Genomic DNA, 24,996 nt, shown 5'->3' with positions numbered 1-24,996 from the left:
TCCCTGATGTGTGAGGAGAGTTCATGCCGCGCCCGTTCCGCTTCGGAGTCAACTTACTCAGCCCCATGTCGGCTGCGGAGTGGCGCGCGAAGTGCCGCCGCGCCGAGCAGCTGGGCTACGACGTGATCCTGGTCCCGGACCATCTGGGCATGCCGGCCCCGTTCCCGTCCCTGGTCGCGGCGGCCGAGGCGACCGTTCGGCCACGACTCGGCACGTTCGTGCTGAACGCGGGCTTCTGGAACCCGGCCCTGCTGGCGCGTGAGGTCGCCACCACGGACGCGCTGACCGGCGGGCGTCTGGAGCTGGGGCTCGGCACCGGGTACGTACCGGCCGAGCACGAGAAGGCGGGGCTGCCGTGGGGGTCGGCGGGCGAGCGGGTCGACCATCTACTGCGCACGGTCCAGGAGTTGGACCGGCTTCTCGGCTCCGAGGAGCACGAGCCGCGGCCGGTGCAGCGGCCCCGGGTGCCGCTGCTCGTCGGCGCCAATGGTGACCGCGTGCTGCGGCTCACCGCCGAGCACGCGGACATCGCGGCGTTCACGGGCGCCCGGACGGTGGAGAACGGCAAACTGGAACCGCTGACCGCCGAGGAACTCGACGAACGGGTCGGCCGGTACCAGGAGTTCGCCGCCGGGCGGAAGGAACCCGCCGAGCTGAACCTGCTGATCCAGATCGTCGAACTCACCGAGGACCGCGCCGCCGCCGTACAGCCGTGGCTCAGCCACTTTCCGAACCTGACCGAGGACCAGGCCCTCCGGCTCCCGCTGGTCCTCGTGGGAACCCTGGCCGAGATCGTCGACCAGGTACTGGCCCAGCGGGAGCGCTACGGCTTCTCGTACCTGACCGTCCTGGAGCCGAACATGGAGTCCTTCGCGAAGGTCGTGGAGGCACTGCACGGCCGGTGAGGGGGCGGGCGGACGGGGCGGGATGCGCGGCGCGCCGGAGCCGATGCGGGGCGCGCCGGCCCGCGGCCCCGTCCGGATTCTGGAATTCCCGGCCCCCCGTCGACCCCCGTGATGGGATCGCGTCATGACCGACCTGCGCATACGTGCCGCGACGCCCGACGACCTCGACGCCGTCCTCGCCTTCTGGAAGGTGGCCGCAGAGGGCACGAGCATCAGCGACGACCGCGAAGGGGTCGAGCGGCTGGTGGACCGTGACCCCGAGGCACTGATCCTGGCCGAGCTGGACGGGGATCTCGTGGGCACGGTCGTCGCCGGGTTCGACGGCTGGCGGTGCCATCTGTACCGGCTCGCGGTGCACCCGGAGCGACGGCGGAAGGGCATCGGCTCGGCCCTGCTCGCCTCGGCCGAGGAGCGGTTCGTCCGGCTCGGTGGGCGGCGCGGTGACGCGATGGTGCTCGTCCGCAACGAGTCGGCCCAGCATGCGTGGCGGGCCGCCGGGTACGCGCCGGAGGAGAAATGGCGGCGGTGGGTGAAACCGCTCGGGAGCTGATGCCGGGCGCGCACCGAGGCGGCGGGAGGCACTTTGCCGGTCCTTTACCATGAGGGGACCAGTCAACCTCTACGGAAAGGTTGTGAGCGTCCGCCCATGGGCGAGCCTCCCAGTACGCGGCCGGGTACCTCCCGTGCCCGAGCCGGTGCACGACACCGCGCGATCCTCCCGCACCTGCCCGATCATGGGACGGAGGTGACCCGATGACCGAAGTGCTCCTCCTTCTGGTGGCGGTGCTGCTCTCGCTGATCTGTGGTGCCTTCGTCGCCGCCGAGTTCTCGCTGACCACGGTCGACCGCGGCCGGCTGGAGCGGGCCGTGGAGCGCGGCGAGCGGGGCGCCGCCGGCGCCCTCAAGGCCGTACGGAACCTGACGTTCCAGCTCTCCGGCGCGCAGCTCGGCATCACCGTCACCAACCTGGTGGTCGGCATGCTCGCCGAGCCGTCCATCGCCAAGCTGATCGCGGGGCCGCTGGAGGCGGCCGGGGTTCCCGCGTCCGCGTCGAGTTCGGTGGCGCTGGTGATCGGTACGGCCCTGTCGACCGTCGTGCTGATGGTCGTCGGCGAGCTGGTGCCCAAGAACTGGGCGATCTCCGCGCCGCTGCCGGTGGCGAAGAAGGTGGCGAACCCGCAGCGCTGGTTCAGCGCCGCGTTCCGCCCGTTCATCACCCACCTCAACAGCACCGCCAACCGTCTCGTACGCCTCTTCGGCATCGAGCCCGCCGAGGAGCTGGCCTCCGCGCGCGGCCCCCAGGAGCTGGCGGCCCTCGCCCGGCACTCCGCCAAGGAGGGCGCCCTGGAGGCGGACACCGCCGAGCTGTTCGTACGGACGTTGAACCTCGCCGATCTCACCGCGGAGAACGTGATGACCCCGCGCGTCCAGGTCATCGCCCTGGACGCCCAGGCGACCTGCGAGGACGTGGCGAACGCGACCCGGGCCACCGGCCTGTCCCGCTTCCCCGTCTACCGCAGCAGCCTCGACTCGGTCGTCGGCACCGTGCACATCAAGGACGTGCTCGCCGTGCCCGCCGAGCGCCGGCTGCGCACCTCCGTCGCGGAGCTGCTGCGCGAGCCACTGCTCGTCCCCGAGTCCCTCACCGTGGACCGGGTGCTGGACCGGCTCTCGGGCAAGCGCACGATGGCCGTCGTCATCGACGAGTACGGCGGCACCGCCGGCGTGGTGACCCTGGAGGACATCGTCGAGGAGGTCGTCGGCGAGGTGCGGGACGAGCACGACCCGCACGAGACACCCGATCTGGCCCCCGTCGGCACCGACGAGCACGGCCGCGAGCTGTACTCGGCCGACGGCTCGGCCCGTACCGACCAGCTGGCCCGGGTGGGCCTGCGCGCGCCGGAGGGCCCCTACGAGACGCTCGCGGGCCTCGTCGCCACCGAGCTGGGCCGTATCCCGGCCGTCGGCGACACCGTCGAGGTCGTCGGCTGGCGGCTCGACGTGGTGGACGCCGCCGGCCGCCGGGCCGCGCGGGTGCTGCTGCACGCGCCGGTCCCGTCCGCCGAGGAACATGAGGAGGAGACACGATGACCGCCGTCCAGCTGCTGATCGGTTTCGCGACGCTGGTCGTCAACGCCTTCTTCGTGGGCGCCGAGTTCGCCCTGATCTCGGTCCGCCGCAGCCAGATCGAGCCGTACGCCGAACAGGGCGACCGGCGGGCGCACAGCGTGCTGTGGGGTCTGCAGCACGTGTCCGCGCTGATGGCGGCCGCGCAGCTCGGCATCACGCTGTGCACCCTGGTGCTCGGTGTGGTCGCGGAGCCCGCGATCGCGCACCTGCTGGAGCCGCTGTTCCACGCCGTGGGCGTGCCGGAGGGCGCGGGCCACGTGATCTCCTTCGTGATCGCCCTGACGCTCGCCACGTATCTGCACATGCTGCTCGGCGAGATGGTCCCGAAGAACATCGCCCTGGCCGAGCCGGTGCGCAGCGCCCTGCTGCTCGGCCCGCCGCTGGTGACGCTGTCGCGGGCGCTGCGCCCGGTGATCTTCACGGTCAACGCCTTCGCGAACACCCTGCTCAAGCTCATGCGGGTCGAGACGAAGGACGAGGTGACGGCGACCTTCTCGGACACCGAACTCGCCCGCCTGGTCCGGGACTCCAGCGAGGCGGGGCTGATCGACGACCGCGCGCAGGAGCGGCTGCGGGACGCGCTGGAACTGGGCCGGCGCCCGGTGCGCGACGTCGTGCTCCCGCTGGAGCGAGTCGTGTACGCGGGCATGGGGGTCACCCCGGAGGAGCTGGAGCGGCTGTCGGCCGAGTCCGGGTTCTCCCGCTTCCCGGTGGTCGACGAGGGGCGCCGGATCGTGGGCTATCTCCATGTGAAGGACGCGCTCGACGCGACCCCGCGCGACGTGCCGTTCTCCGTGCGGGACATGCGGTCCATCGCCCGGGTCCGGGAGACGACACCGCTGGACGACGTGCTCACGGCGATGCGCCGCAGCCGGACGCACCTGGCGGCCGTGCTGGGGGCGGACGGCCGGCTCGCGGGGATCGTGACCATGGAGGACGTGCTGCGGGAGCTGTTCGGGCAGCCGGCCGTGTGAGGTTCGTCGGCGGAGGGAGCCGACCGACCGCCGGGTATGTGAACGCGTTAGCATCGTTCACGCCATGCAGACGAATCCCACGTACTCCAGCCTTGTCACGGTCGGCGACTCCTTCACCGAGGGGATGTCCGACCTCCTCCCCGACGGTTCCTACCGGGGCTGGGCGGACCTCCTCGCCGGCCGGATGGCCGCTCGCACGCCCGGTTTCCGGTACGCCAACCTCGCGGTGCGCGGAAAGCTGATCGGCCAGATCGTCGCCGAGCAGGTGGACGTCGCCGCCGCGATGGAGCCGGACGTGATCACGCTGGTCGGCGGCCTGAACGACACGCTCCGGCCCAAGTGCGACATGGGCCGGGTGCGGGCCCTGCTGGAGGAGGCCGTGGAGCGCCTCGCCCCCTCCTGCAAGCAGCTCGTCCTGATGCGCAGCCCGGGCCGCCAGGGCCCCGTCCTGGAACGGTTCCGGCCGCGCATGGAGGAACTGTTCGCCTGCGTCGACGGGCTGGCCGCCCGGCACGGCGCCCTCGTCGTCGACCTGTACGGCGCACCCTCCCTCGCCGACCCCCGTATGTGGGACGTGGACCGGCTGCACCTGACGCCCGACGGACACCGCCGGGTCGCCGAGGCGGTCTGGCAGACGCTCGGCTACGAGGCCGAGGACCCGGAGTGGCGGACGCCGATCCCCCTGACGTCCCCGCCCGGATGGGCCGCCCGCCAGGTGGCCCACGCGCGGTTCGCCCGCCAGTACCTCGCGCCGTGGATCGTCCGCCGTCTCACCGGCCGCTCCTCGGGCGACGGCATGCCGGCGAAGAGGCCCGAGTTGCTGCCCTACGAGGGGCCGCTAGCGTAGGGAGCCGCCGTACCGGGAGGCGCGTGTGGCCACGACCGTGATCAACCTCAAGGGCCGTATCCGCGACTTCGGCCCCCGGCTGGAATTCGCCCCCAGCGACCTGGTGTACATCGGCCGCCGCTGGACCATGGGCCACTGGGACCTGCCGCGGCATCCGCTGTTCAACCCGTTCCAGTACGACACCGAGAAGAAGAAGCGCGACGGGACCCGGGCCGAGGTGATGGCCAAGTACCGGGAGTACCTGACGTCCGACCCCGAGCTGATGGCCCTCGTACCGGCGCTGCGCGGCAAGACACTGGCATGCTGGTGCGCGCCCGAGCCCTGCCACGGGGACGTGCTGGCGGAGATCGCGGACGGGCTGTGAGGCGGCGGAAGCCGCGGGCGCCGACGCGGGCGGCCGCGGCCCCCGACCGCCGCGGCCGGGCTTCGTAGGTTCCTCCGAAGAGACCCTCGGCGCCCACCTGCACGAATCGCCAGTAGAATCCGTACACGTGACTTCCGCGCCAGCCAAGCCCCGCATCCCCAACGTCCTCGCCGGACGCTACGCCTCCGCCGAGCTCGCCACGCTCTGGTCGCCCGAGCAGAAGGTGAGGCTCGAGCGGCAGCTCTGGCTGGCCGTGCTCCGGGCGCAGAAGGACCTCGGTATCGAGGTGCCGGAGGCGGCCCTCGCCGACTACGAGCGGGTTCTCGACACCGTCGACCTGGCCTCCGTCGCGGAGCGCGAGAAGGTCACGCGGCACGACGTGAAGGCGCGGATCGAGGAGTTCAACGACCTCGCCGGGCACGAGCACGTCCACAAGGGCATGACCTCCCGCGACCTCACCGAGAACGTCGAGCAGCTGCAGATCCGGCTCTCCCTGGAGCTGGTGCGCGACCGTACGGTGGCCGTGCTGGCCCGGCTCGGCAAGCTGGCCGGTGAGTACGGCGAGCTGGTCATGGCCGGCCGCTCGCACAACGTGGCCGCGCAGGCCACCACCCTCGGCAAGCGGTTCGCGACCGCCGCCGACGAGCTGCTCGTGGCGTACGGCCGGGTCGAGGAGCTGCTCGGCCGCTACCCGCTGCGCGGCATCAAGGGCCCGGTGGGCACGGCCCAGGACATGCTGGACCTGCTGGGCGGCGACGCGGCCAAGCTGGCGGAGCTGGAGGACCGGATCGCCGGGCACCTCGGCTTCGCACAGGCGTTCACCTCGGTCGGCCAGGTCTACCCGCGCTCGCTGGACTACGACGTGGTGACCGCGCTGGTGCAGGTGGCGGCGGCGCCGTCCTCGCTGGCGAAGACGATCCGGCTGATGGCCGGGCACGAGCTGGTGACCGAGGGCTTCAAGCCGGGCCAGGTCGGCTCCTCCGCCATGCCGCACAAGATGAACACCCGCTCCTGCGAGCGCGTCAACGGCCTCATGGTCATCCTGCGCGGCTACGCCTCGATGACCGGCGAGCTGGCGGGCGACCAGTGGAACGAGGGCGACGTGTCCTGCTCGGTGGTCCGCCGGGTCGCGCTGCCGGACGCCTTCTTCGCGCTGGACGGCCTGCTGGAGACGTTCCTGACCGTCCTCGACGAGTTCGGCGCCTTCCCGGCCGTCGTCGCCCGTGAGCTGGACCGCTACCTGCCCTTCCTCGCCACGACCAAGGTGCTGATGGGCGCGGTGCGCGCGGGTGTCGGCCGCGAGGTCGCGCACGAGGCCATCAAGGAGAACGCCGTCGCCTCCGCGCTCGCCATGCGCGAGCAGGGTGCCGAGCGCAACGAACTCCTCGACAAGCTCGCCGCCGACGACCGCATCCCGCTGGACCGTGCCCAACTGGACGCGCTCATGGCCGACAAGCTCTCCTTCACGGGCGCCGCCGCCGACCAGGTCGCCGTCGTCGTCGGCCGTATCGAGGAGATCGTGAAGCAGCGTCCGGAGGCCGCCGGTTACACGCCGGGGGCGATCCTCTGACCCGCTACACCCAGGCCGAACTGGAGGCCGCCCGCGACCGGTTGGTGCCGGATGTCACCGCGGACGGCCTCCGGGTCCTTTTCTGCGGCATCAACCCGGGGCTGATGACGGCCGCTTCGGGCCATCACTTCGCCCGCCCCGGCAACCGTTTCTGGCCCGTACTGCATCTGTCCGGCTTCACGCCCCGCCTCCTGAAGCCGTCCGAGCAGGGCGAACTGCCGTCGTACGGGCTCGGCATCACCAACGTCGTCGCGCGGGCGACGGCACGCGCCGACGAGCTGACGGCGCAGGAGTACGTCGAGGGCGGGCGTCTGCTGACCGCCAAGGTGGAACGGCTCCGGCCGCGCTGGCTCGCGGTGGTCGGGGTGAGCGCCTACCGGGCCGCCTTCGGCGACCGCAAGGCCGCCGTCGGCCCGCAGGAGCGGACGATCGGGACCTCGCGCGTGTGGGTGCTGCCCAACCCCAGCGGGCTGAACGCGCATTGGACGGCGGCGACGATGGCGGAAGAGTTCGGGCGGCTGCGGGCGGCGGCGGAGGGCTGACCGCCGAGCGCGGGGGCGCTCGACCGGTCACGGCGGGTCGATCTCCGTTATCAGCGCGACGAGTTGGAACGGCAGCTCCTTGTCCCACTGGGAGACGCCGAGGGCGACCCAGCGGCCATGGCCGTCCGCCTGCCAGAGGTGCACATCCGGGACGTGGGAGCTGAGGGTCGCCCAGGGTCCGGGTATCTCCTCGCCCTCCATGGACCGGTCGAGGACACTCCAGAGGCTGAACACGGACGGGGCACCCCATCGCTCGGCGAGCCGCTCCGACAGTGCGTCCCGGTCCGCCTCGTACTGCTCCTCCGTCTCCTCCCGCCGCGTGCCGTCGTCCTCCCAGAAGTCGGCGCTCGTCGCTAACTCGGCGACGTGGTAGCCGGGTCCGGCCTCGCCGATGTCCGACCGGCCGCGCTCCGCCGGGAAGGCCTCGGAGCACAGCCGGTCGATGACGGCGAGGTGCTGGGTGATGCTCATGCGGTCCAGTAAAGCGGGCGCCACTGACAATTGGCGTGGTGTCAGGCGGCGGTGCAGGGGGGTGAGGCCGTCCGCCGCCGCCGGGGCCCTCCCCGTGCCCGGCCTCGCCGTCGGGAGGGGTCGGGACCCCCGGCCGCGCGGCCGAGAGCCGGCGGACGTGCCCAGCCGGTTCGGCGACCAGGCGCGGGGGCCAGGATCCCGCAGGTCGGGGGCCTCAGACCCTCGCCCGGGGTCGCCGCGGCGAGTACCATCCGGCAAACACGCGCGCGAGCTGGGAGGACGGACGTTGGGGCGACTGACCGGCGGGGATCCCTCTCTGCTCCGCAGGATCAACTCGGCCGTGGTGCTGCACGCGCTGCGGGCCACGGACCACGCGACACTCACCGAGGTCACCCGGGTCACCGGCCTGTCCCGGCCCACGGTCGAGGGCGTCGTCGAGGGGCTGGTCGAGGCCGGGCTGGTGGTCGAGCAGGCCGCCGAGGAAGGTGCCGCCCGGCGGCAGGGGCGGCCGGCGAGGCACTACCGGTTCCGGGCGGAGGCGGGCCATCTGCTGGGCCTGGACGTGGGCTCGCACCAGGTGACCGCACTGCTCGCGGACCTCGACGGCAGGGTGCTGGGCTCCCTGTCCAGGGAGATCTCCGAGGCGGCGTCGGCGGACGACCGGCTGGAGCGGCTGCGCTCGACCGTGGCCGAGCTGCTGCGCAGGTCCGGTGTCTCGCGGGCCTCGCTGCGGGCGGTCGGTGTCGGCAGCCCGGGGGTCATCGAGGCCGACGGCGCCGTTCGCCTGTGCGCGGCCCTGCCGCAGTGGACGGGCCTGAACCTGGGCGAGCGGCTGAGCCGCTCCTTCAAGTGCTCCGTCCTGGTCGAGAACGACGCCAACGCGGCGGCGGTCGCCGAGCACTGGAAGGGCGCGGCCGCCGAGTCCGACGACGTGGTGTTCGTGCTGGCGGGGCTGAGCCCGGGCGCCGGTTCGCTGATCGGCGGACGGCTGCACCGGGGCTACGGCGGCGCGGCCGGCGAGATCGGCGCGCTGCACCTGCTGGGCCGCGAGGCCACCCCGGAGGCGCTGCTGTCGACCACGGGCGAGCCTCTGCATCCGCTCGACGAGCAGGCGGTCGCCGAGGTCTTCAAGCACGCGCGCGAGGGCGACGAGCGGGCCCGCGAGGCCGTCGACCGCTTCATACAGCGGCTCGTGCACGACGTGACGGCCCTGGTCCTCGCCCTCGACCCCGAACTCGTCGTCGTCGGCGGCTGGGCGACCGGTATCGACGACGTCCTCGACCCCCTCCGCGACGAGCTGGCCCGCTACTGCCTGCGCCCGCCCCGCGTCGCCCTCTCCCGGCTGGGCGAGACGGCCGTAGCCATGGGCGCGCTCCGTCTCGCCCTGGACCATGTCGAGGAACAGCTGTTCGCGGTGGAGGGCACGGTGACGGCGCGGCGCTGAGCCGGTCGGCGCCGGGCCGGGCCGGGCCGGCTCGAACACGGGGACCCGTCCGTGGGTCACGGGCGGGCCGGTCCGTAGGCCACGGGCGGACCGGCCCACGGACACGAGAACGCCGCGTCCCGGAGACCGGAACGCGGCGGGTGCGGCCGGAAGGGACCGCCGGCGTGGTCAGGACGCGCGACGCTCCGGACCGTGGTGGATCTCGACGCCGCCGGAGTCGCCGAAGGTCAGTCGGCACGTGTCGGCACGGTAGGTGGCCAGGGACACCGCCGCCGTGCGCCCCTCGGCGTAGAAGCGGGTGGTGACGACGAGGACGGGCGCGCCGGGCAGCCGGTCGAGCTCCTTGGCGTCCTCCGCGCGGGCGGACCCCAGCTCCACCGAGCGGTCCTGCCCCTCCAGCTCCAGGCGCTGCAGCTCGCGCAGCACGGCACGCGCGCGTGCGGCACCCGAGGGCGCGTCTATGGCGGAGAGGGCGGGTACCGAGTCCGCCGGGATGTACAGCAGCTCGGCGGCGACGGGCTGGCCGTGCGACATGCGGGAGCGGCGCACGACGTGCACCTGCTCGCCGTGCCCGCTCTCCAGGATGCCGGCGACCGCGGCGGGCGGCGCGGCGGACCCACAGTCCACGGCCTGCCAGGAGTCGTCGGCCGTGCCCGGCCACGCGTGCTGTTCGGTGCCGACCGCCACGCCCACGCGCGGAGGCGCCACGGTGGTGCCGACGCCGCGACGGCGCTGCAGCCGGCCCTCCAGTTCGAGCTGCTCCAGCGCCTGGCGGAGCGTGGCCCGTGCGACCCCGAAGCGGGCCGCGAGATCACGTTCGTTGGGCAGGATCTCTCCCACCGAGAACTCGGAGTCCAATGCCTCACTGAGCACGGTCTTCAGATGCCAGTACTTCGGTTCCGGCACCGTTTCGAGCTGCTGGGTCCCCACCCTGTCCTCCGCTGCTTCGCCGTGGCCGGCGGTGTTTTTGGCGCCCTTGTTTATTAAAGGTTGTTGCACTTTCTTGCGACCATAGGCCTGCCCCCACCCTTGGTCAAGACCAATCCTCGAACGCCCGGGCATCCGGCGGGCCGGACGCCCGGCGGCGTTCATCGAGGCTTCACGCCAGTGCGGCGAACCGGGGCGGGAACGGGCGGGAAACGGACACGAACGGACTGCCCTGCGCCGCCCCGCGCACTACTGCTCCTCCGTCATCTCCGGCAGGGAGAGCAGTTTCTCGGGGTTCCGCAGGATGTAGACGCACTGGATACGCCCGTCGGCGGCATCGAGCTGGAACACGCTGTCGACCTTGCCGCCGGACAGGAGGACCACCGCGAGGCCGCCGTTGACCTCCAGGAAGCGGAACGAGGCGTCCACCAGGCCCTTTCCGGCCACGCCGTGCAGGAACCGCCCCACCTTGTCGGCGGTTTCGAGGACACGCACCGGGGCCTTGCCCAGACCGCCGCCGTCGCCCACCAGACGCACGTCCGGGGCCAGCAGCGCCATCAGTCGGTCCAGGTCACCGCCGGCCGCGGCGGCGAGGAACCGTTCGGTCAGCTCGCGGCGTTCGGCCGGATCCACCTCGTAACGCGGACGCCGCTCGTCGACGTGCCTGCGGGCGCGCCCGGCGAGCTGGCGCACGGCGGGCTCGGCACGGTCGATCATGGCGGCGATCTCGGCGTAGGGGTAGCCGAAGGCCTCCCTCAGCACGAACACCGCCCGTTCGAGGGGCGAGAGGGATTCCATGACGACGAGGACGGCGAGCGAGACGGTGTCGGCGAGGACGGCCCGCTCGGCGGTGTCCGGCACAGTGGCCCCGTAGTCGGTGACGTACGGCTCGGGCAGCCACGGGCCGGGGTACGCCTCGTCACGCGACCGCACCTGGCGCAGCCGGTCGATGGCGAGCCGGGTGGTGACGCGGACCAGGTAGCCGCGCGGTTCGCGCACCTCGGACCGGTCGGCGCCGGACCAGCGCAGCCAGGCCTCCTGGACCACGTCCTCCGCGTCGGCGACCCGGCCGAGCATGCGGTAGGCGACTCCCATGAGGACGGAGCGGTGCTCTTCGAAGACGTCGGTCGCGATATCGGTCGTCACCGTCCCATCCCATCCCGGGTGACGCGGGCCTGTCCAGGCGATTCCGCGCCCGCTCGCGGGCTTGTTACCCACAGGGACTACCCGCCGGTAGCAGTTGCTGACAAGCTGTCTACGAACGTCGTACGTCAGCGCGCCCACTCCCAGACGAGGAGCTGCTCCATGTCCGCCGCCACGGTCTCCTTCCAGGTCCCCTCCCCGCTCGGCCCGCGGCCCGTGACCGTCTCCTACACGCGCGAGGGCACCGGCGAGCCCCTGCTCCTGCTGCACGGCATCGGCCACCACCGGCAGGCCTGGGACCCGGTGACACACATTTTGGCGGCCGAACGCGAGGTCATCACCGTGGACCTCCCCGGGTTCGGCGAGTCCCCCGCGCTGCCGGACGGCCTCACCTACGACCTGCCCACGACGACGGCCGTGTTCGGCGCCTTCTGCGAGGCCCTGGAGCTCGACCGTCCCCATGTGGCGGGCAACTCCCTCGGCGGTCTGCTGGCCCTGGAACTGGGCCGCGAGAAGCTCGTGCGATCCGTCACCGCCCTGTCCCCGGCCGGGTTCTGGAACGAGGCCGAGCGGCGCTACGCGTTCGGCATCCTGCTCACCATGCGGCACATGGCGCGGCGGCTGCCCCTGCCATTGGTCGAACGCCTGTCCCGTTCGACGGCCGGCCGCACCGCTCTGACGAGCACCATCTACGCCCGTCCGGGCCGCCGTTCACCCGAGGCGGTGGTCGCCGAGACCCTCGCGCTGGCGAGTGCCACCGGGTTCGACGACACCCTGCGGGCCGGCGGCAGCGTCCTGTTCACCGACGACATCCCGGGGCTTCCGATCACCGTGGCCTGGGGCAGCCGGGACTGGCTGCTCGTCCCCCGGCAGGGTGTGCGGGCCAAGCGGGTCATCCCCGGCGCCCGACTGGTGCGGCTGCCCGGCTGCGGCCACTGCCCCATGAACGACGACCCCGCCCTGGTCGCACGCGTCATCCTCGACGGCAGCCGCTGACCGGCGAGGGGCCGCCGCCCCCCGAACCCAGGACGAACCCAGGACGACCCCGGCGCCGACCAGCACACCGCCCACGGCCCTGTGCGGCGTCGCAGGATCCCGTGCCGACGCCGGTGGGGCGGAACGCGCAGTTTCCCCGCGCCCCTGAAAAGCAGGGGCTTCGCCCGCCGCCCTCAGGGCCGCCCCCGGCATCCCGGCCCGGCGACCCGTCGCCTTTCAGGCCCGCAGGGCCTTGGTATGCAGATTGGTTTGCAGAGGCGCGGGGAAGTGCGCGAGAAGCCCCACCCAACCGCGCCCACCGACGCGACCTGGGCCCCAACTCTCCGGGAGTGTCGCCGCTTCCCCCAACGCCCGGCCAGTTGTTCACTTGTCGTTCGCGTGTGCGCTGCGGCGTACCCGTAGTTGTGACTGTGCACATTGGCCGGATCCGTCACTGGAGGCGCATTCATGTCACATCGTCCGCCGAGTCCCCTGCCCGGTCGCCGCAGCGTGCTGCGCGGCTCGCTCGCCGCGTCGGCCGCGCTGGCGCTGCCCGGTTCCGTCGCGCTCGGTTCGGCGCCGGCGCTGGCCCTGTCGGGGCGGCCGACGGCCGGCTGGGGTGTGCAGGCCGGGGACGTGACCGCGCACTCCGGTCTGGTGTGGGTGCGGTCGGACCGGCCGGCCCGGATGATCGTCGAGACGTCCGCCACCGAGTCGTTCCGCAACCCGCGCAGGTGGCACGGCCCGCTGCTCGGCGCCGGCACGGACTTCACGGGGACGACGCGGCTGCGCGGCCTGCCCTCGGGCGAGCAGATCCACTACCGGGTGCTGCTCGCCGACCCGGACGACCCGCGCCGCACCGGTGAGCCGGTCACCGGCACCTTCCGTACGACGTCGTCGAAACGGCGCTCCGGGGCGCGGTTCGTGTGGTCGGGCGACCTGGCCGGGCAGGGCTGGGGCATCAACCCCGACCGCGGCGGCTACCGCATCTTCGACGCGATGGGCGCGCTGGACCCGGACTTCTTCCTGTGCAGCGGTGACACGATCTACGCCGACGGCCCGATCGCGGCGACGGCCGCGCTGCCCGACGGAAGTACCTGGCGGAACGTCACCACCGAGGAGAAGTCCAAGGTCGCGGAGACGCTCGCCGAGTTCCGGGGCAACTTCCGCTACAACCTGCTGGACGAGAACCTGAAGCGGTTCAACGCGCAGGTCCCCTCGATCGTGCAGTGGGACGACCACGAGGTCACCAACAACTGGTACCCGGGCGAGATCCTCACCGACACCCGGTACACCGAGAAGAGCGTGGACGTGCTCGCCGCCCGGGCACGGCGGGCCTTCAGCGAGTACTTCCCGATCTCCACGCTGCGGCCGGGCGCCCGGGAGGGCCGCGTGCACCGCGTGCTGCGCCACGGACCCCTGCTGGACGTGTTCGTGCTGGACATGCGGACGTACCGCAACGCCAACTCGCCCGACACGCAGACCACCGACCCGGTGGGCATCCTGGGTGCCGAGCAGTTGGAGTGGCTCAAGCGTGAGCTGTCGCGGTCGCGGGCGGTGTGGAAGGTGATCGCCTCCGACATGCCGCTCGGTCTGGTGGTGCCGGACACCGGCGACGGCAAACCGAACATCGAGGCCGTCGCCCAGGGCGACCCGGGCGCGCCGCTCGGGCGGGAGCTGCAGATCGCCGAGCTGCTGCGCTTCGTCAAGCACCGCAGGATCACGGGCACCGTGTGGCTGACGGCCGACGTGCACTACACCTCGGCGCAGCACTACCAGCCGTCGCGGGCCGCCTTCACCGACTTCGAGCCGTTCTGGGAGTTCGTCTCCGGCCCGCTCAACGCCGGCGCCTTCCCGGCGAACACGCTGGACAACACCTTCGGTCCCGAACGGGTGTTCATGAAGGCGCCGACGACGGCGAACGTCTCACCGGCGGGCGGCTACCAGTTCTTCGGAGAGGTCGACATCGACGGCCACAGCGGGGAGCTGACGGTACGGCTGCGGGAGCAGGACGGGACCGTGCTGTACACGAAGGTGCTCCAGCCGGGCCTCGTCGGTCAGTGACCCGGGTGCCGTAGACCTGCCCTGAGCTGCTCAAACGCGGCTGAATCGCGGCCGTTGTCAGTGGTCGCGCCTACGGTCTTCCCATGACGCGATCGCTACAGGCCGTGGCCTACACCCGACCCTCCGTGCTGGAGTCCGTGGCGGGCGGACTCCGGCTCGGGCTGGAGACCTCGCGGGGCGCCACCCCGACGGGGGTCCGGGACCATCCGCGGTTCTTCAGCGGCTTCCTGACCTCCCCCCAGGTGGCTGCGGCGGGGCTGCTGGCGGTGGCCGACGTGGCGGCCGCGCGGTACCACCAGCAGCAGCTGCGGACCTCGCTGGACCCTGTGGTGACGGGCAACGGCGACCGGCTGCGGTTCGAGTCGTTCTCGGGCTGCGGCGGGGTCTACGCTCGCCTGGACGTGCTGGAGCCGGGCCTCGACGGCGGCGAGGTCGGCCACGGCACGACCAATGTGGACGTCAACAACCCGCTGCGGGAGGCGCTGTCCCGGATCGGCGGGGACGATCCTCTCCATCTGCGGGTCGGCCCGGAGGAGTTGGCGGTGACCACCCTGGACGGTCCGGTGGTGGAGAAGAAGGTGCCGCTGCCGGACCGCTGGCTGCGCGGTTTCGCCGAGGCCCAGGTCGTCGCGACCGGCTTCGACCTGCGGGCCGAGCTGCCCGCCCCCGAGGCCGTACGGTTCCTGGGGTCGCTGCCCCGTGGTGGTGCGCGCGGGGCCTCGCGCGGCGCTCACTGGGTCGTGCCCGCCGGTCGCTCCCTGCGGCCGACCACCCGACCGGTGCCGGGCGCGGTGTGCCTGCCCGGTCCGGAGCGGCTGGCGGCGCTGCGGCGGGTCCTTCGTCATGCCACGGCCCTGCGCGTCTACGGCCCGCCGGTGGCCGGTGCCGCCGCCCTGGCCAGTGCCTGGGAAGTCGTTCTGCCCGGTATGCGGCTCACCCTCACGTTGTCCCCGGAGGCCGGGCGCGGCTTCTCCGGCGAGGGCGGTGTCCTGGAGGCACTGGCCACCGACGAGGCCGCCGGGGACGCGGAGCTGATCGCGGTCCTGCTGGCCTGGGAGCCACGTGTCGACGTCGGTGAGCTGGCCGCCTCCTGCGGCCTGCCGGCCGACCGGGTGCGGGCGGCGCTGACCCGGCTGGGCACCTCCGGGCGCGTCGGCTACGACACGGCGGAGGCCGCGTACTTCCACCGCGAACTCCCCTACGACGCCGCCCGGGTCGAGCGGCACAACCCCCGTCTGCGCTCGGCCCGCGCCCTGGTGGCCGCCGGTGCCGTCCTGCTGGACGGCGACCTCGGCACGGTCACCGCCGAGGACGGCCATGTCCATCGCGTACGGGACAGCGCGGGGACCCTGAGCTGCTCCTGCCTCTGGTGGGCGAGGTACCGGGGCGGCCGGGGCCCCTGCTCACACGCGCTGGCGGTCCGCATGGTCCGCCGGGGCGGGGTGGCGGAGGCGGACGGAGCAGGGGTCGGCGCCGGGGCGGGCGTCGGCGCGGGGACCGGCGGGGGTGCGCGATGAGTTCGACGGCGCTGATCGGGGCGGTGCGGGCGGGGGCGATGAGTGAGGTGATCGCTCTGGTGGACGGGATGACGGACGCCGAACGGCGCGCGTGCGTGCCGGAGCTGAAGCGGCTGCGCGGTCAGCTGCGCGCGGAATCCTGGCAGTTTCCGGCCCAGCGGGCGTATCCCGCCCTGCACGCGGCGGGAGCCGCCTGCCAGACGGGCGCCGCCGCCGTGGCGGCCTGGCTCACCGGGTCCGAGCTGCGCCTGCGCCAGGCGCCGCCGGCGGTTCTGATCGACGTGCTCGGCGACCGCGATCCGGCCTGGCTCGCCGACCTCGTGCGCCGCCTGGCGGAGTGCCCCGCCGCCGCCGAGGTGCCGTACGAGCTGATGGCCGGCCTCGTCCGGCTCGCGGGCTGCCCGGTGCCCACGTCCGAGGCCTATGTGCGGGGCTGGATGGACCACATCGGCTGGGCGCGCCGCAACGGGGGCACGGTCGTCGGGAACCTCCGCAAGGACCCGCATCTCGGGGAGCTCGTCGCCGCGCTGTTCGAGACGGAGGAGATCGGCGCCCGCGGCGAGTGGCGGTACGGCGAGGGCCTGAACGACTGGACGTACGCCCTGACCCAGCTCACGAGGGTCGGCCTCCTGGACCGCAAGGTCATGGTCGACGGCTGTGTGGCCCGGCTGCTGCGCGGCGGCGCCTCCACGGCGGACAACAGGACCTTCCTGGGCCTGCTGACCGCGCTCGACCTCACCCGCGACGAGCGGCGCGAGCGGATCGCGGACTGGACGGCGCTGTGCTCCGACGGTCCCCCGACGGTGGCCGCCCACGCCCAGGCGCTCCTCGCCGGGCTCGCCCTGGACGGCGAGCTGGGTCCGCGTGCACTCGCCGAGATGTCGGACGCGGTCCTCTTCCGCACCGAGAAGAAGCTCGTCCGGGCCCAGCTCGTGCTGCTGGGCAAGGTGCTCAGGCAGGATCCGTCCACGGTGGCCGAGCTGCTGCCCGCGGTGGCGCGGGCCTTCGGGCACGCGGACACGGAGGTGCAGGAGAGGGCGCTCAAACTGGTGGAACGGCATCTACCCGACCTCGGTTCCGGTGACCTCCTCCACGACGCCGTCGGCCTGTTGAGCCCCGGCCCGCGGGCGCGGGCCCGGAAGCTCCTGGGCGCCCCGGCCGCGCGGGCCGACTCCGAGCCGTACCAGGAACTGCTGCCGCCCGTCCCGACCCCGACGCGGCTCGCCCCCGCGCCGCAGACGGCGGCCGAACTGGCCGAGGAGGTGAACGCCCTGCTGGCGTCGGACGGCGAGGTGGGCGCGTTCGAGCGGGCGCTGGACGGGCTCGTACGGCACGCGTACCGGGACCGGGAGGCGCTCGTGGCAGCCCTTGAGCCGGTGGCCGCGCGCCGCTGGTGGGCCGGGAGGGAACAGACGGCGGTCGACCGTCATTTCCGCGAGTTCCCGGACGGGCTGGAGGTGGTCGTGGCGACGCTCTTCGAGCGGGCGGGCACGTCAACGCCGCTTCCGTCGCGCGACGGGGCCTCGGAGGCGGCCGGTTGTGTGCACAGCGCTCTGGCCGGGGCGTTCGAGGCCAGGTTGTGGGAGGTCGCGTACCAGATCCGGGCCGAGCCGCTGCCGTTCCTGCTGGCGACGCCCACCTGGAGCACGGGGGCGCTGGAGCCCGAGGAGCTGGTGACACGCCTCGACGCGTACCGTCGGCTGGGGGCGCGTCCGGGTGAGGTGGACTTCGCGCAGGCGCTGGTGCGGCTGCGGCGCGACGACTCGGCCGCGCTCGCGTCGGCGGCGGTGGCGGCCCGGGAGCTGGGCACGCGGGAGGGCGACCGGCTGGCCGAGTGGCTGCTGACCGACGTACCGTCCCAGCCGCTCCAGCGAAGCCGCACGGCCGGGCCGAGGATCCTCGTGGAGTTCGGTGAGCTGCCGGAGCTGCGGAGCGCGTTCTTCCCGCCCGCGTTCCGGCGGCTCGGCCGTCCCCTGTCGGTGTACCGGGGCAGCTGGCGCTGCCCCCACTGGCGCCACGAGGAATGGCGGCACTGGCTCGCGGTGGTGCCGGGCCGTCCGGAGCTGATGGCCGGGCGCGTCCTGCGCGATCTGTCACTGGGGGCCATCGAGGACACCCGCACGGGGTTCTCCTTCCTGCCGACACTGGCCGAGGCGGAGGGGGAGACGGGCGAGGCCGTACGCCTCTGCGTCGCGTACGGCCTGGGTGCGCGGCGTCCCGAGGACCGGCTCGCCGCCGTGGACGCCCTGCTGGTGCTGGCGGCACGGGGGCGGTTGGACGCAAAGCGGCTGGGCGCCGACCTCGGCAGCCTCGCGGCGGTGGGGAGCGTCAGGCCGTCACGGCTCGCCGAGGCGATAGGGACGGCCGCGGCGACCGGGGCGTACGGCACCGCCTGGTCGGTACTGCGCGAGGTGCTGCCGCCGCTGCTCGCCGCCCTCACCCGCGAGGGAGCGGCGCGGACGCCGACGCGGGGCCTCGGGGATCTGCTCGCCGTCGCCGCCGAATGCGCGGAGCGATGCGGGGCACACGGGGAGCTGCCCCATCTCGCGGCGGTGGCGGACCGCCGGGGCTCGTCCCGCCTGCTGACCCAGGCCCGGCGACTGCGGGCGGCGCTGGAGGAGACCTCGGCGGCCTGACCGTCGGCCTGGCACCTCTACGGTCACCCTGGGCATCGGTTCCGACAGCACCAGTCATCCAAAATGCAACAAAAGGTGCGGAACAATGCTTTTACCGGTCAGTCACAAAGCGTTCGTGATCACGCAACACGATTCGTTCACAGTGGCCCCATGACTTCTGACATGTCTGATGTGACGCGGGCGCTCGACGGCCGCACGACGCACCACCGGCTGCGCTCCGCCACGGCCGGGTTCCGCAGCTGGTGGGATCGGCGCCACGGTCACGCGCCGCCGACGAGCGATACCGACGCCCGGCCGCCGCTCAGCGAGGGGCAGCAGGCCGGGCCGTCCGAGGCGGCCGTCGCCGTGGGCACGGGTGCGACCCTGATGTGGCGGATGCGGACGACGGTGAAGGACGCGCCGGGTTCGCTGGCCGTGCTGTGCACGGCGCTGGCGGAGCACCGGGTCGACATCCTGAGCCTGCAGACGCACCCGCTGGCCGAGGGCACGGTGGACGAGTTCCTGCTCCGCGCGCCCGAGGAGCTGTCGGCCACCGAGATCGGCCGAGCCGTGTCGGCGGCGGGCGGCACGGGCACCTGGATCGAGCGCGGTGACGCCCACGACCTGGTGGACGCGCCGACCCGGATCCTCGGCCTGGCCACCCGCACGGCGCTGGACGCGGCCGAACTTCCGCTCGCGCTGCGGCAGTTGCTGGGACGCTGCACCATCCGCTCGCTGCCCGCCACCGCGCCCGGCTCGGGCCGGGCCCAGGAGAGCGCTCCGGTCGAGGGGGTCCTGGAGGAGACGGTGATGCGACTGCGGGCGCCCGAGGGCGGGACGATCACGGTGGAGCGGCCGTATCTGCCGTTCACGCCGACGGAGTTCGCGCGGGCGCGGGCCCTGGTGGAGCTGGACTCGCGGCTGGGGCCGCGGATCCCGCGCCACCGGGACGTGCTGACGCTGCCCGAGGGCAACGACATCATGGTGCGACGCGCCGACCTCGGGGATCTGCGGGCGGCGAAGGCCATGCACGAGCGGTGCTCTCCGCGCACACTGAGCATGCGGTACCACGGGCCCGTGGGCGACGCCGACCGCTATCTCCGGCACCTGCTCAGCCCCCGCTTCGGACGGACGCTCGCCGCGCAGACGGCGTCCGGCCGGCTCGTCGGACTCGGGCACCTCCTCTGGGACGGCGACGAGACGGAGATCGCGCTGCTCGTCGAGGACGACTGGCAGCGGCGCGGGATCGGCGGCGAACTGCTGCGCAGGCTGGTGGACATGGCGGCGGACACGGGCTGCGCGAACGTGTACGTGGTGACGCAGTCGTCCAACACGGGGATGGTCGCGGCGATGCGGGGGCTCGGGCTGCCGATCGACTACCAGATCGAGGAGGGGACACTGGTGATCACCGCACGGCTGGACGAGGCGGCGGCCGCCGCGCGGTCACCCGAACGGTCGGGCGAGAGGGCCGAGTAACCGGACGGGACACGCCACCCCTGTCGGGCGGAGGCGCGGGCCGGCACCGGCACCGGGTGCGGGTGCGGGTCGGTGCCGGATCCGCGTCCCGGTCGTTGCCGGGTGCGGGTCGGTGGCGGGCCCGGGTGCGGGTCGGTTCCCGTGCCCGGGTGCAGGGGTCGCCCGGTTTCCCGCCCCCGGCGCACGCCCGCGAGGCCCTGGCATGGAATCACCGCTCCGCACGACGCCCCGGGTGACGCGCACGAGAGCCGAGGTGACGTGGCCCAGGGCCGCGTGCCTCAGACCCGCCCCGCGGACAGCGCAGCCCCCTCCTCAGCGCCCCGCGCCCCGCTCGCTCCGGCGGCGGCCCCGCAGAGCGCCCCGTCCAGGTCCGCCCAGAGGTCTTCCACGTCCTCCAGGCCCACCGACATCCGCAGCAGCCGGTCGCTCACCCCGGCACCCCGGCGGTCGGTCTCCTCCACGATGCGGTGGCTGATCGAGGCCGGGTGCTGGATCAGGGAGTCCACGCTGCCGAGGCTCACCGCCGGGGTGATCAGCCGGACGGCGGCGATGACCTCGTGGGGGTCGCCGTGGACCTCGAAGGCGATCATGGCGCCGCCGATGCGCGGGTAGTGGACCCGGGCGACACGCGGGTCGGCGGCCAGGCGGCGGACGAGTTCCGCGGCGGTCGCCGAGGCCGCGCGGACGCGTACGGGGAGGGTGGACAGGCCGCGCAGGAGGAGATAGCCGGCGAGCGGGTGGAGCACACCGCCGGTGGCGAAGCGGATCTGACGCAGTCGCCCGGCGAACTCCTCGTCGCAGGCCACGACGCCGGCCATGACGTCACCGTGCCCACCGAGGTACTTGGTGGCGCTGTGCAGGACCAGCCGGGCGCCCTGCTCGACGGGTCGCTGCAGGACGGGTGTGGCGAAGGTGTTGTCCGCGAGCAGCGGGACCGAGCCGCAGGCGTGGGCGAGGGCCCGCAGGTCCAGTTCGGCGAGGGTGGGGTTGGCCGGGGTCTCGACCAGCACCAGTCCGGTGTCGGGCCGCAGCGCGTCCGCGACGCCGGCCGGGTCGACCCAGGTGACCTCGGTGCCGAGCAGCCCGGCGGTCAGGAGGTGGTCGCTGCAGCCGTACAGGGGGCGTACGGCGACGACGTGGCGCAGGCCCATCGAGGCGCGGGCGAGGAGTACGGCGCTCAGCGCGGCCATTCCGCTGGCGAACGCGACCGCGCTTTCGGTGCCTTCGAGGCGGGCGAGGGCGGTCTCGAAGCGGGCGACGGTCGGGTTGCCGAGCCGCCCGTAGACCGGCGGGCCCTCCGGCTCGGCGCCGTCCGTGGCGAAGGCGTCGATGCGGGCGGCCTCGCCCCGGCTGTCGTACGAGGGGTAGGTGGTCGACAGGTCGATCGGCGGGGCGTGCAGGCCCAGGCGCGCGAGGTCGTCGCGGCCCGCGTGCACGGCCTCGGTGGCCAGTGCTCTCGGCGTGGTGCGTGCGTGGTCGTCCGCGTGCGTGCTCGCTGAGTTCATGACAGGAGGGTGAACATCACACGGGCCAGGACGCTCAGAAGCCGTGTTACGTTCGGGCAATGGCCGAATCCGTCGCACTCGATCCGGTGGATCTCCACCTCCTGCGGCTCCTGCAGAACGACGCCCGGACGACGTACCGGGATCTCGCCGCACAGGTCGGGGTCGCGCCGTCGACCTGTCTGGACCGGGTGACGCGGCTGCGCCGCGCGGGCGTGATCCTCGGTCATCAGCTGCGGCTGGATCCGGCCAAGCTGGGGCGCGGTCTGGAGGCGCTGTTGTCGGTGCAGGTCAGGCCGCATCGGCGGGAGCTGGTGGGGCCTTTCGTGGAGCGGATCAGGGCACTGCCGGAGTCGCGGACCGTGTACCACCTCACCGGGCCGGACGACTATCTCGTGCATGTGGCGGTCGCGGACATGGCGGATCTGCAACGGCTGGTACTGGACGGGTTCACGTCGCGGCGCGAGGTGGCGCGGGTGGAGACCCGGTTGATCTTCCAGCAGTGGGAGTGCGGACCCCTGTTGCCGCCGGACGGGGAACGAATCCGGCCGACGTAGGGCGCACGTGCCCGTCGAGCGGCTGACGCGACCCCCGTCGGCGTACCAAGATTGTCCGCATGTCTGACATCAAGAGCCCGCTGCCCCGCGAGGTCGCCGACGCGTACGTCGACGACCTCGTCGCCCTCGATCCCGTGACCGGTACCTACCTGGGTGTGAAGGAGAGTTCCAGCAGGCTGCCGGACACCTCGCCGGCGGGCCAGGAGGCTCGTGCGGAGCTGATCCGGACGACGCTCGCGCGGCTCGACGAGGCCGAGCGGCAGCCGGGCGCGGACAGTGACGTCGAGCGCCGGTGCGCGCGCCTGCTGCGCGAGCGGCTGACGGCGGAGCTGGCGGTGCACGAGGCCGACGAGGGGCTGCGCGCGGTCGGCAACATGGTCACGCCGCCGCACGAGGTGCGGGAGGTCTTCACCATCACCCCAGCCAAGACCGAGGAGGACTGGGCCGCGATCGCCGAACGCCTGCGCGCGGTGCCCACGGCGTACGCCGGTTACCGCGAGTCCCTCGCGCTCGGCCTGGAGCGGAAGCTGTACGCGGGCCCGCGCCCGACCACTACCTTCGTCGGCCAGCTCACCGAGTGGGCGGACACGGACGGTTCGGGACGCGGCTGGTTCGAGGACTTCGCCGCCGCCGGCCCCGACGCGCTGCGCACCGAACTGGACGAGGCCGCCCGCGCCGCGACCCGGGCCGTGGTCGAGCTGCGTGACTGGATGCGCGATGTGTACGCCCCGGAAGTCGCGGACGCGCCCGACACGGTCGGCCGGGAGCGCTACGGCAGGCTGGTGCGCTTCTTCACGGGCTCGGACCTGGACCTCGACGAGGCGTACGCGTACGGCTGGGCCGAGTTCCACCGGCTGCTCGGCGAGATGCGGCAGGAGGCCGCGAAGATCCTGCCCGGCGCCGGTACACCGTGGGTGGCTCTCGCGCACCTGGACGAGCACGGCCGGCACATCGAGGGCGTCGACGAGGTCCGCGCCTGGCTGCAGTCCCTGATGGACGAGGCGATCGAGGCGCTGGACGGCACGCACTTCGACCTCGCCGAGCCGGTCCGCCGGGTCGAGTCGTGCATCGCCCCGCCCGGCGGCGCGGCGGCCCCCTACTACTCGGCACCGACCGAGGACTTCTCCCGTCCGGGCCGCACCTGGCTGCCGACGATGGGCGCGACCCGCTTCCCGGTGTACGACCTGGTCTCGACCTGGTACCACGAGGGCGTCCCCGGCCACCACCTCCAGCTGGCGCAGTGGGTGTACGTCAAGGACGACCTGTCCCGCTACCAGGCCACGATCGGCGGGGTGAGCGCCAACGCGGAGGGCTGGGCGCTGTATGCGGAGCGGCTGATGGACGAGCTGGGCTTCCTCAAGGACGCGGAGGAGCGCCTCGGTTACCTGGACGCGCAGATGATGCGCGCGGCCCGGGTCATCGTCGACATCGGCATGCATCTGGAGCTGGAGATCCCGGCGGACTCCCCCTTCCACCCGGGCGAGCGCTGGACCGTCGACCTGGCCCAGGAGTTCTTCGGCGCCCACAGCAGCCGCCCGGCGGACTTCGTGGAGAGCGAGCTGACCCGCTATCTGACGATGCCGGGCCAGGCGATCGGCTACAAGCTCGGCGAACGCGCCTGGCTCCTCGGCCGGGAGAACGCCAGGCGCCGTCACGGCGACGCCTTCGACGCCAAGGCCTGGCACATGGCCGCACTGTCCCAGGGGTCCCTGGGCCTGGACGACCTGGTGGACGAGCTGTCCCGGCTGTGATCCGGGCCGGCCGGGCCCCCGCCGTGCGCGGCCGGGCCCGGCCGCCGTTCGGGTCCACCGACGCCCGGCAGGAAACCGCTCGGCAGTACGGGTTCAGCCCGTCAGAGGTCTCACCTGGACCAGACCCAGCCAGGTCTCTCGGCCCGTCGCGACGCGGGCCGCGCGCACCCCGTACCGGCCGGGGGCCAGCTCCACCCGTACGTGGTCCGTCTCCCGGACGGCGTCCCCCGGCCGGGCGGCGTCGAACAGGACGACCGGACCCGGCACCCGCCACCGCGCCTCCGGCTCCCAGGCGGCCGCTTCGAGCGCCGCCGGGACGTCCCCGAGGAGCGCGGACCCGGAAGCGGCGGCGTACCGGCGTACGAAGGTGCCGTGCTCGGGCAGATACGTGGTGGCGGCGCTTCCCTGGCCCAGGACCAGGGCGCGGGTGTCGCCGACCGGCAGCAGGCCGACGGGTCCGTCGATGTCACAGGCCCGGTCGTGGTCGGACGACGTCTCGTCGCCGTCGGCGCCCGCCCAGAACGGCAGCACCGCTTCCGGCAGCGCTATGAGCGGTCCGCCGCTCGACTCCACCCACCGCACCGCATCGGGAACAACCGCCGTATCCGCGTATCGAGCCATGCCCAGAAGCTACACGGCGCCCTCGATCGTGAATTCTTCACCCCTGAAAGCCTGTTGACACTCTGTCAGCAACCGCAGTCGGCGGCGTCCACCGGAGCGGTCAGCGGGTCGGCCGCACGCCGCGCCGTACCCTCCCGGGTCTCGTACACGAAGCCCTCGCGCGCCCAGTACTCGAAGCCGCCGAGCATCTCCTTGACCTGGTAGCCGAGTTCCGCGAGGGCCAGAGCGGCACGGGTCGCGCCGTTGCAGCCGGGGCCCCAGCAGTAGGTGACGACCGGCACGGACCTGTCGAGGAGCTGCCCGGCCTGTTCCTGGACGAGCGCGGTGGGCAGGTGGACGGCGCCCGGAATGTGGCCCTGGTCCCAGGACTCGGTGGAGCGGGAGTCCACCAGCACGAAGCCGGGGTCGCCGTCGGCGGCGAGGGCGGCGGCCACGTCCGACACGTCGGCGTGGAAGACGAGGCTCGCCCTGAAGTACGCGGCGGCCTCTGCGGGGGCCGCCGGAGCTACCCGCAGGACGGGGTCGACGGCGGACGTGACGACGCTCATGAGCTGGCCTCTCCCTCATGGAACCCCTCGCGGCTCCGATTCCCTGACCAGGA

The 24,996-nt window shown here is 73.2% G+C and carries 22 protein-coding genes; 16 read left to right on the top strand and 6 right to left on the bottom strand.

The window, feature by feature from the left end:
* Positions 1-23 precede the first annotated feature (23 nt).
* From STRBO_RS0117355 to mug, 8 genes are all read left to right on the top strand, one after another.
* Positions 24-905, top strand: a complete 882-nt coding sequence (locus STRBO_RS0117355; protein WP_020114522.1) for an LLM class F420-dependent oxidoreductase — start codon at positions 24-26, stop codon at positions 903-905.
* A gap of 124 nt (positions 906-1,029) precedes the next feature.
* Positions 1,030-1,455 (top strand): GNAT family N-acetyltransferase, encoded by a 426-nt coding sequence (locus tag STRBO_RS0117350; RefSeq protein ID WP_005475462.1) that lies wholly within the window; start codon positions 1,030-1,032, stop codon positions 1,453-1,455.
* Between the two features lie 203 nt (positions 1,456-1,658).
* Complete coding sequence (locus STRBO_RS0117345) at positions 1,659-2,996, top strand: hemolysin family protein (RefSeq protein WP_005475463.1); 1,338 nt, start codon at positions 1,659-1,661, stop codon at positions 2,994-2,996.
* A complete protein-coding gene (locus STRBO_RS0117340; protein WP_005475464.1) occupies positions 2,993-4,009 on the top strand; it encodes a hemolysin family protein in 1,017 nt (338 codons plus the stop codon). Before STRBO_RS0117345 ends, STRBO_RS0117340 begins: the two co-directional genes overlap by 4 nt.
* A gap of 64 nt (positions 4,010-4,073) precedes the next feature.
* Positions 4,074-4,856 (top strand): SGNH/GDSL hydrolase family protein, encoded by a 783-nt coding sequence (locus STRBO_RS0117335; RefSeq protein ID WP_005475465.1) that lies wholly within the window; start codon positions 4,074-4,076, stop codon positions 4,854-4,856.
* Positions 4,857-4,881: 25 nt separating this feature from the next.
* Positions 4,882-5,220 (top strand): DUF4326 domain-containing protein, encoded by a 339-nt coding sequence (locus STRBO_RS0117330; protein ID WP_005475467.1) that lies wholly within the window; start codon positions 4,882-4,884, stop codon positions 5,218-5,220.
* A gap of 127 nt (positions 5,221-5,347) precedes the next feature.
* Positions 5,348-6,790, top strand: a complete 1,443-nt coding sequence (gene purB / locus STRBO_RS0117325; RefSeq protein ID WP_005475468.1) for an adenylosuccinate lyase — start codon at positions 5,348-5,350, stop codon at positions 6,788-6,790.
* Positions 6,791-6,834: 44 nt separating this feature from the next.
* A complete protein-coding gene (gene mug / locus STRBO_RS0117320) occupies positions 6,835-7,332 on the top strand; it encodes a G/U mismatch-specific DNA glycosylase (RefSeq protein WP_005475469.1) in 498 nt (165 codons plus the stop codon).
* A gap of 27 nt (positions 7,333-7,359) precedes the next feature.
* Here mug and STRBO_RS0117315 read toward each other — a convergent pair whose 3' ends face one another.
* The gene (locus STRBO_RS0117315; protein WP_005475470.1) at positions 7,360-7,803 is read right to left on the bottom strand and encodes a hypothetical protein; all 444 of its coding nucleotides are present in this window, start codon (positions 7,801-7,803) and stop codon (positions 7,360-7,362) included.
* Between the two features lie 286 nt (positions 7,804-8,089).
* On the opposite strand from STRBO_RS0117315, the gene STRBO_RS0117310 reads away from it, so the two are divergent.
* The gene (locus STRBO_RS0117310) at positions 8,090-9,247 is read left to right on the top strand and encodes an ROK family transcriptional regulator (RefSeq protein WP_020114521.1); all 1,158 of its coding nucleotides are present in this window, start codon (positions 8,090-8,092) and stop codon (positions 9,245-9,247) included.
* A gap of 168 nt (positions 9,248-9,415) precedes the next feature.
* Here the strand turns inward: STRBO_RS0117310 and STRBO_RS0117305 are convergent, their stop codons facing one another.
* Together STRBO_RS0117305 and STRBO_RS0117300 are read right to left on the bottom strand one after the other, a co-directional pair.
* Positions 9,416-10,177 carry a GntR family transcriptional regulator gene (locus tag STRBO_RS0117305; protein WP_005475472.1) on the bottom strand — a complete coding sequence of 254 codons (762 nt, stop codon included), beginning with the start codon at positions 10,175-10,177 and terminating at the stop codon, positions 9,416-9,418.
* A gap of 246 nt (positions 10,178-10,423) precedes the next feature.
* Positions 10,424-11,320, bottom strand: a complete 897-nt coding sequence (locus STRBO_RS0117300) for an RNA polymerase sigma-70 factor (RefSeq protein ID WP_005475473.1) — start codon at positions 11,318-11,320, stop codon at positions 10,424-10,426.
* A 159-nt stretch (positions 11,321-11,479) separates the two neighbouring features.
* On the opposite strand from STRBO_RS0117300, the gene STRBO_RS0117295 reads away from it, so the two are divergent.
* The 5 genes from STRBO_RS0117295 to STRBO_RS0117275 all read left to right on the top strand — a co-directional run bounded on the left by STRBO_RS0117295 (position 11,480) and on the right by STRBO_RS0117275 (position 19,964).
* Complete coding sequence (locus STRBO_RS0117295) at positions 11,480-12,313, top strand: alpha/beta fold hydrolase (protein ID WP_005475475.1); 834 nt, start codon at positions 11,480-11,482, stop codon at positions 12,311-12,313.
* Between the two features lie 447 nt (positions 12,314-12,760).
* Positions 12,761-14,356 carry an alkaline phosphatase D family protein gene (locus tag STRBO_RS0117290; protein ID WP_028796707.1) on the top strand — a complete coding sequence of 532 codons (1,596 nt, stop codon included), beginning with the start codon at positions 12,761-12,763 and terminating at the stop codon, positions 14,354-14,356.
* 83 nt (positions 14,357-14,439) lie between these two features.
* Positions 14,440-15,873, top strand: coding sequence for an SWIM zinc finger family protein (locus tag STRBO_RS0117285; protein ID WP_086016291.1), 1,434 nt, complete (start codon positions 14,440-14,442; stop codon positions 15,871-15,873).
* Positions 15,870-18,509 carry a DUF7824 domain-containing protein gene (locus STRBO_RS0117280; protein ID WP_005475480.1) on the top strand — a complete coding sequence of 880 codons (2,640 nt, stop codon included), beginning with the start codon at positions 15,870-15,872 and terminating at the stop codon, positions 18,507-18,509. Before STRBO_RS0117285 ends, STRBO_RS0117280 begins: the two co-directional genes overlap by 4 nt.
* A 150-nt stretch (positions 18,510-18,659) precedes the next feature.
* A complete protein-coding gene (locus tag STRBO_RS0117275; protein WP_005475482.1) occupies positions 18,660-19,964 on the top strand; it encodes a GNAT family N-acetyltransferase in 1,305 nt (434 codons plus the stop codon).
* 278 nt (positions 19,965-20,242) lie between these two features.
* Here the strand turns inward: STRBO_RS0117275 and STRBO_RS0117270 are convergent, their stop codons facing one another.
* A complete protein-coding gene (locus STRBO_RS0117270) occupies positions 20,243-21,469 on the bottom strand; it encodes a trans-sulfuration enzyme family protein (RefSeq protein ID WP_005475487.1) in 1,227 nt (408 codons plus the stop codon).
* A gap of 59 nt (positions 21,470-21,528) precedes the next feature.
* Between STRBO_RS0117270 and STRBO_RS0117265 the strand changes: the two genes are divergently transcribed.
* Together STRBO_RS0117265 and STRBO_RS0117260 are read left to right on the top strand one after the other, a co-directional pair.
* Positions 21,529-22,023, top strand: a complete 495-nt coding sequence (locus tag STRBO_RS0117265) for an Lrp/AsnC family transcriptional regulator (protein WP_005475488.1) — start codon at positions 21,529-21,531, stop codon at positions 22,021-22,023.
* A 59-nt stretch (positions 22,024-22,082) separates the two neighbouring features.
* Positions 22,083-23,774 (top strand): DUF885 domain-containing protein, encoded by a 1,692-nt coding sequence (locus STRBO_RS0117260; protein WP_005475490.1) that lies wholly within the window; start codon positions 22,083-22,085, stop codon positions 23,772-23,774.
* Between the two features lie 93 nt (positions 23,775-23,867).
* Here STRBO_RS0117260 and STRBO_RS0117255 read toward each other — a convergent pair whose 3' ends face one another.
* Entirely contained in the window at positions 23,868-24,395 is a 528-nt protein-coding gene (locus tag STRBO_RS0117255) for an Imm21 family immunity protein (RefSeq protein ID WP_028796706.1), read from the bottom strand.
* 65 nt (positions 24,396-24,460) lie between these two features.
* Positions 24,461-24,943, bottom strand: coding sequence for a rhodanese-like domain-containing protein (locus STRBO_RS0117250; RefSeq protein ID WP_005475494.1), 483 nt, complete (start codon positions 24,941-24,943; stop codon positions 24,461-24,463).
* Between the last annotated feature and the right edge of the window lie 53 nt (positions 24,944-24,996).

Origin of the sequence: Streptomyces bottropensis ATCC 25435 (assembly GCF_000383595.1) — a bacterium.
GTDB classification, from domain to species: Bacteria; Actinomycetota; Actinomycetes; order Streptomycetales; family Streptomycetaceae; genus Streptomyces; species Streptomyces bottropensis.
The sequence above is the reverse complement of the archived record's forward strand: the minus strand, read 5'-3'. Positions and strand labels throughout refer to the sequence as shown.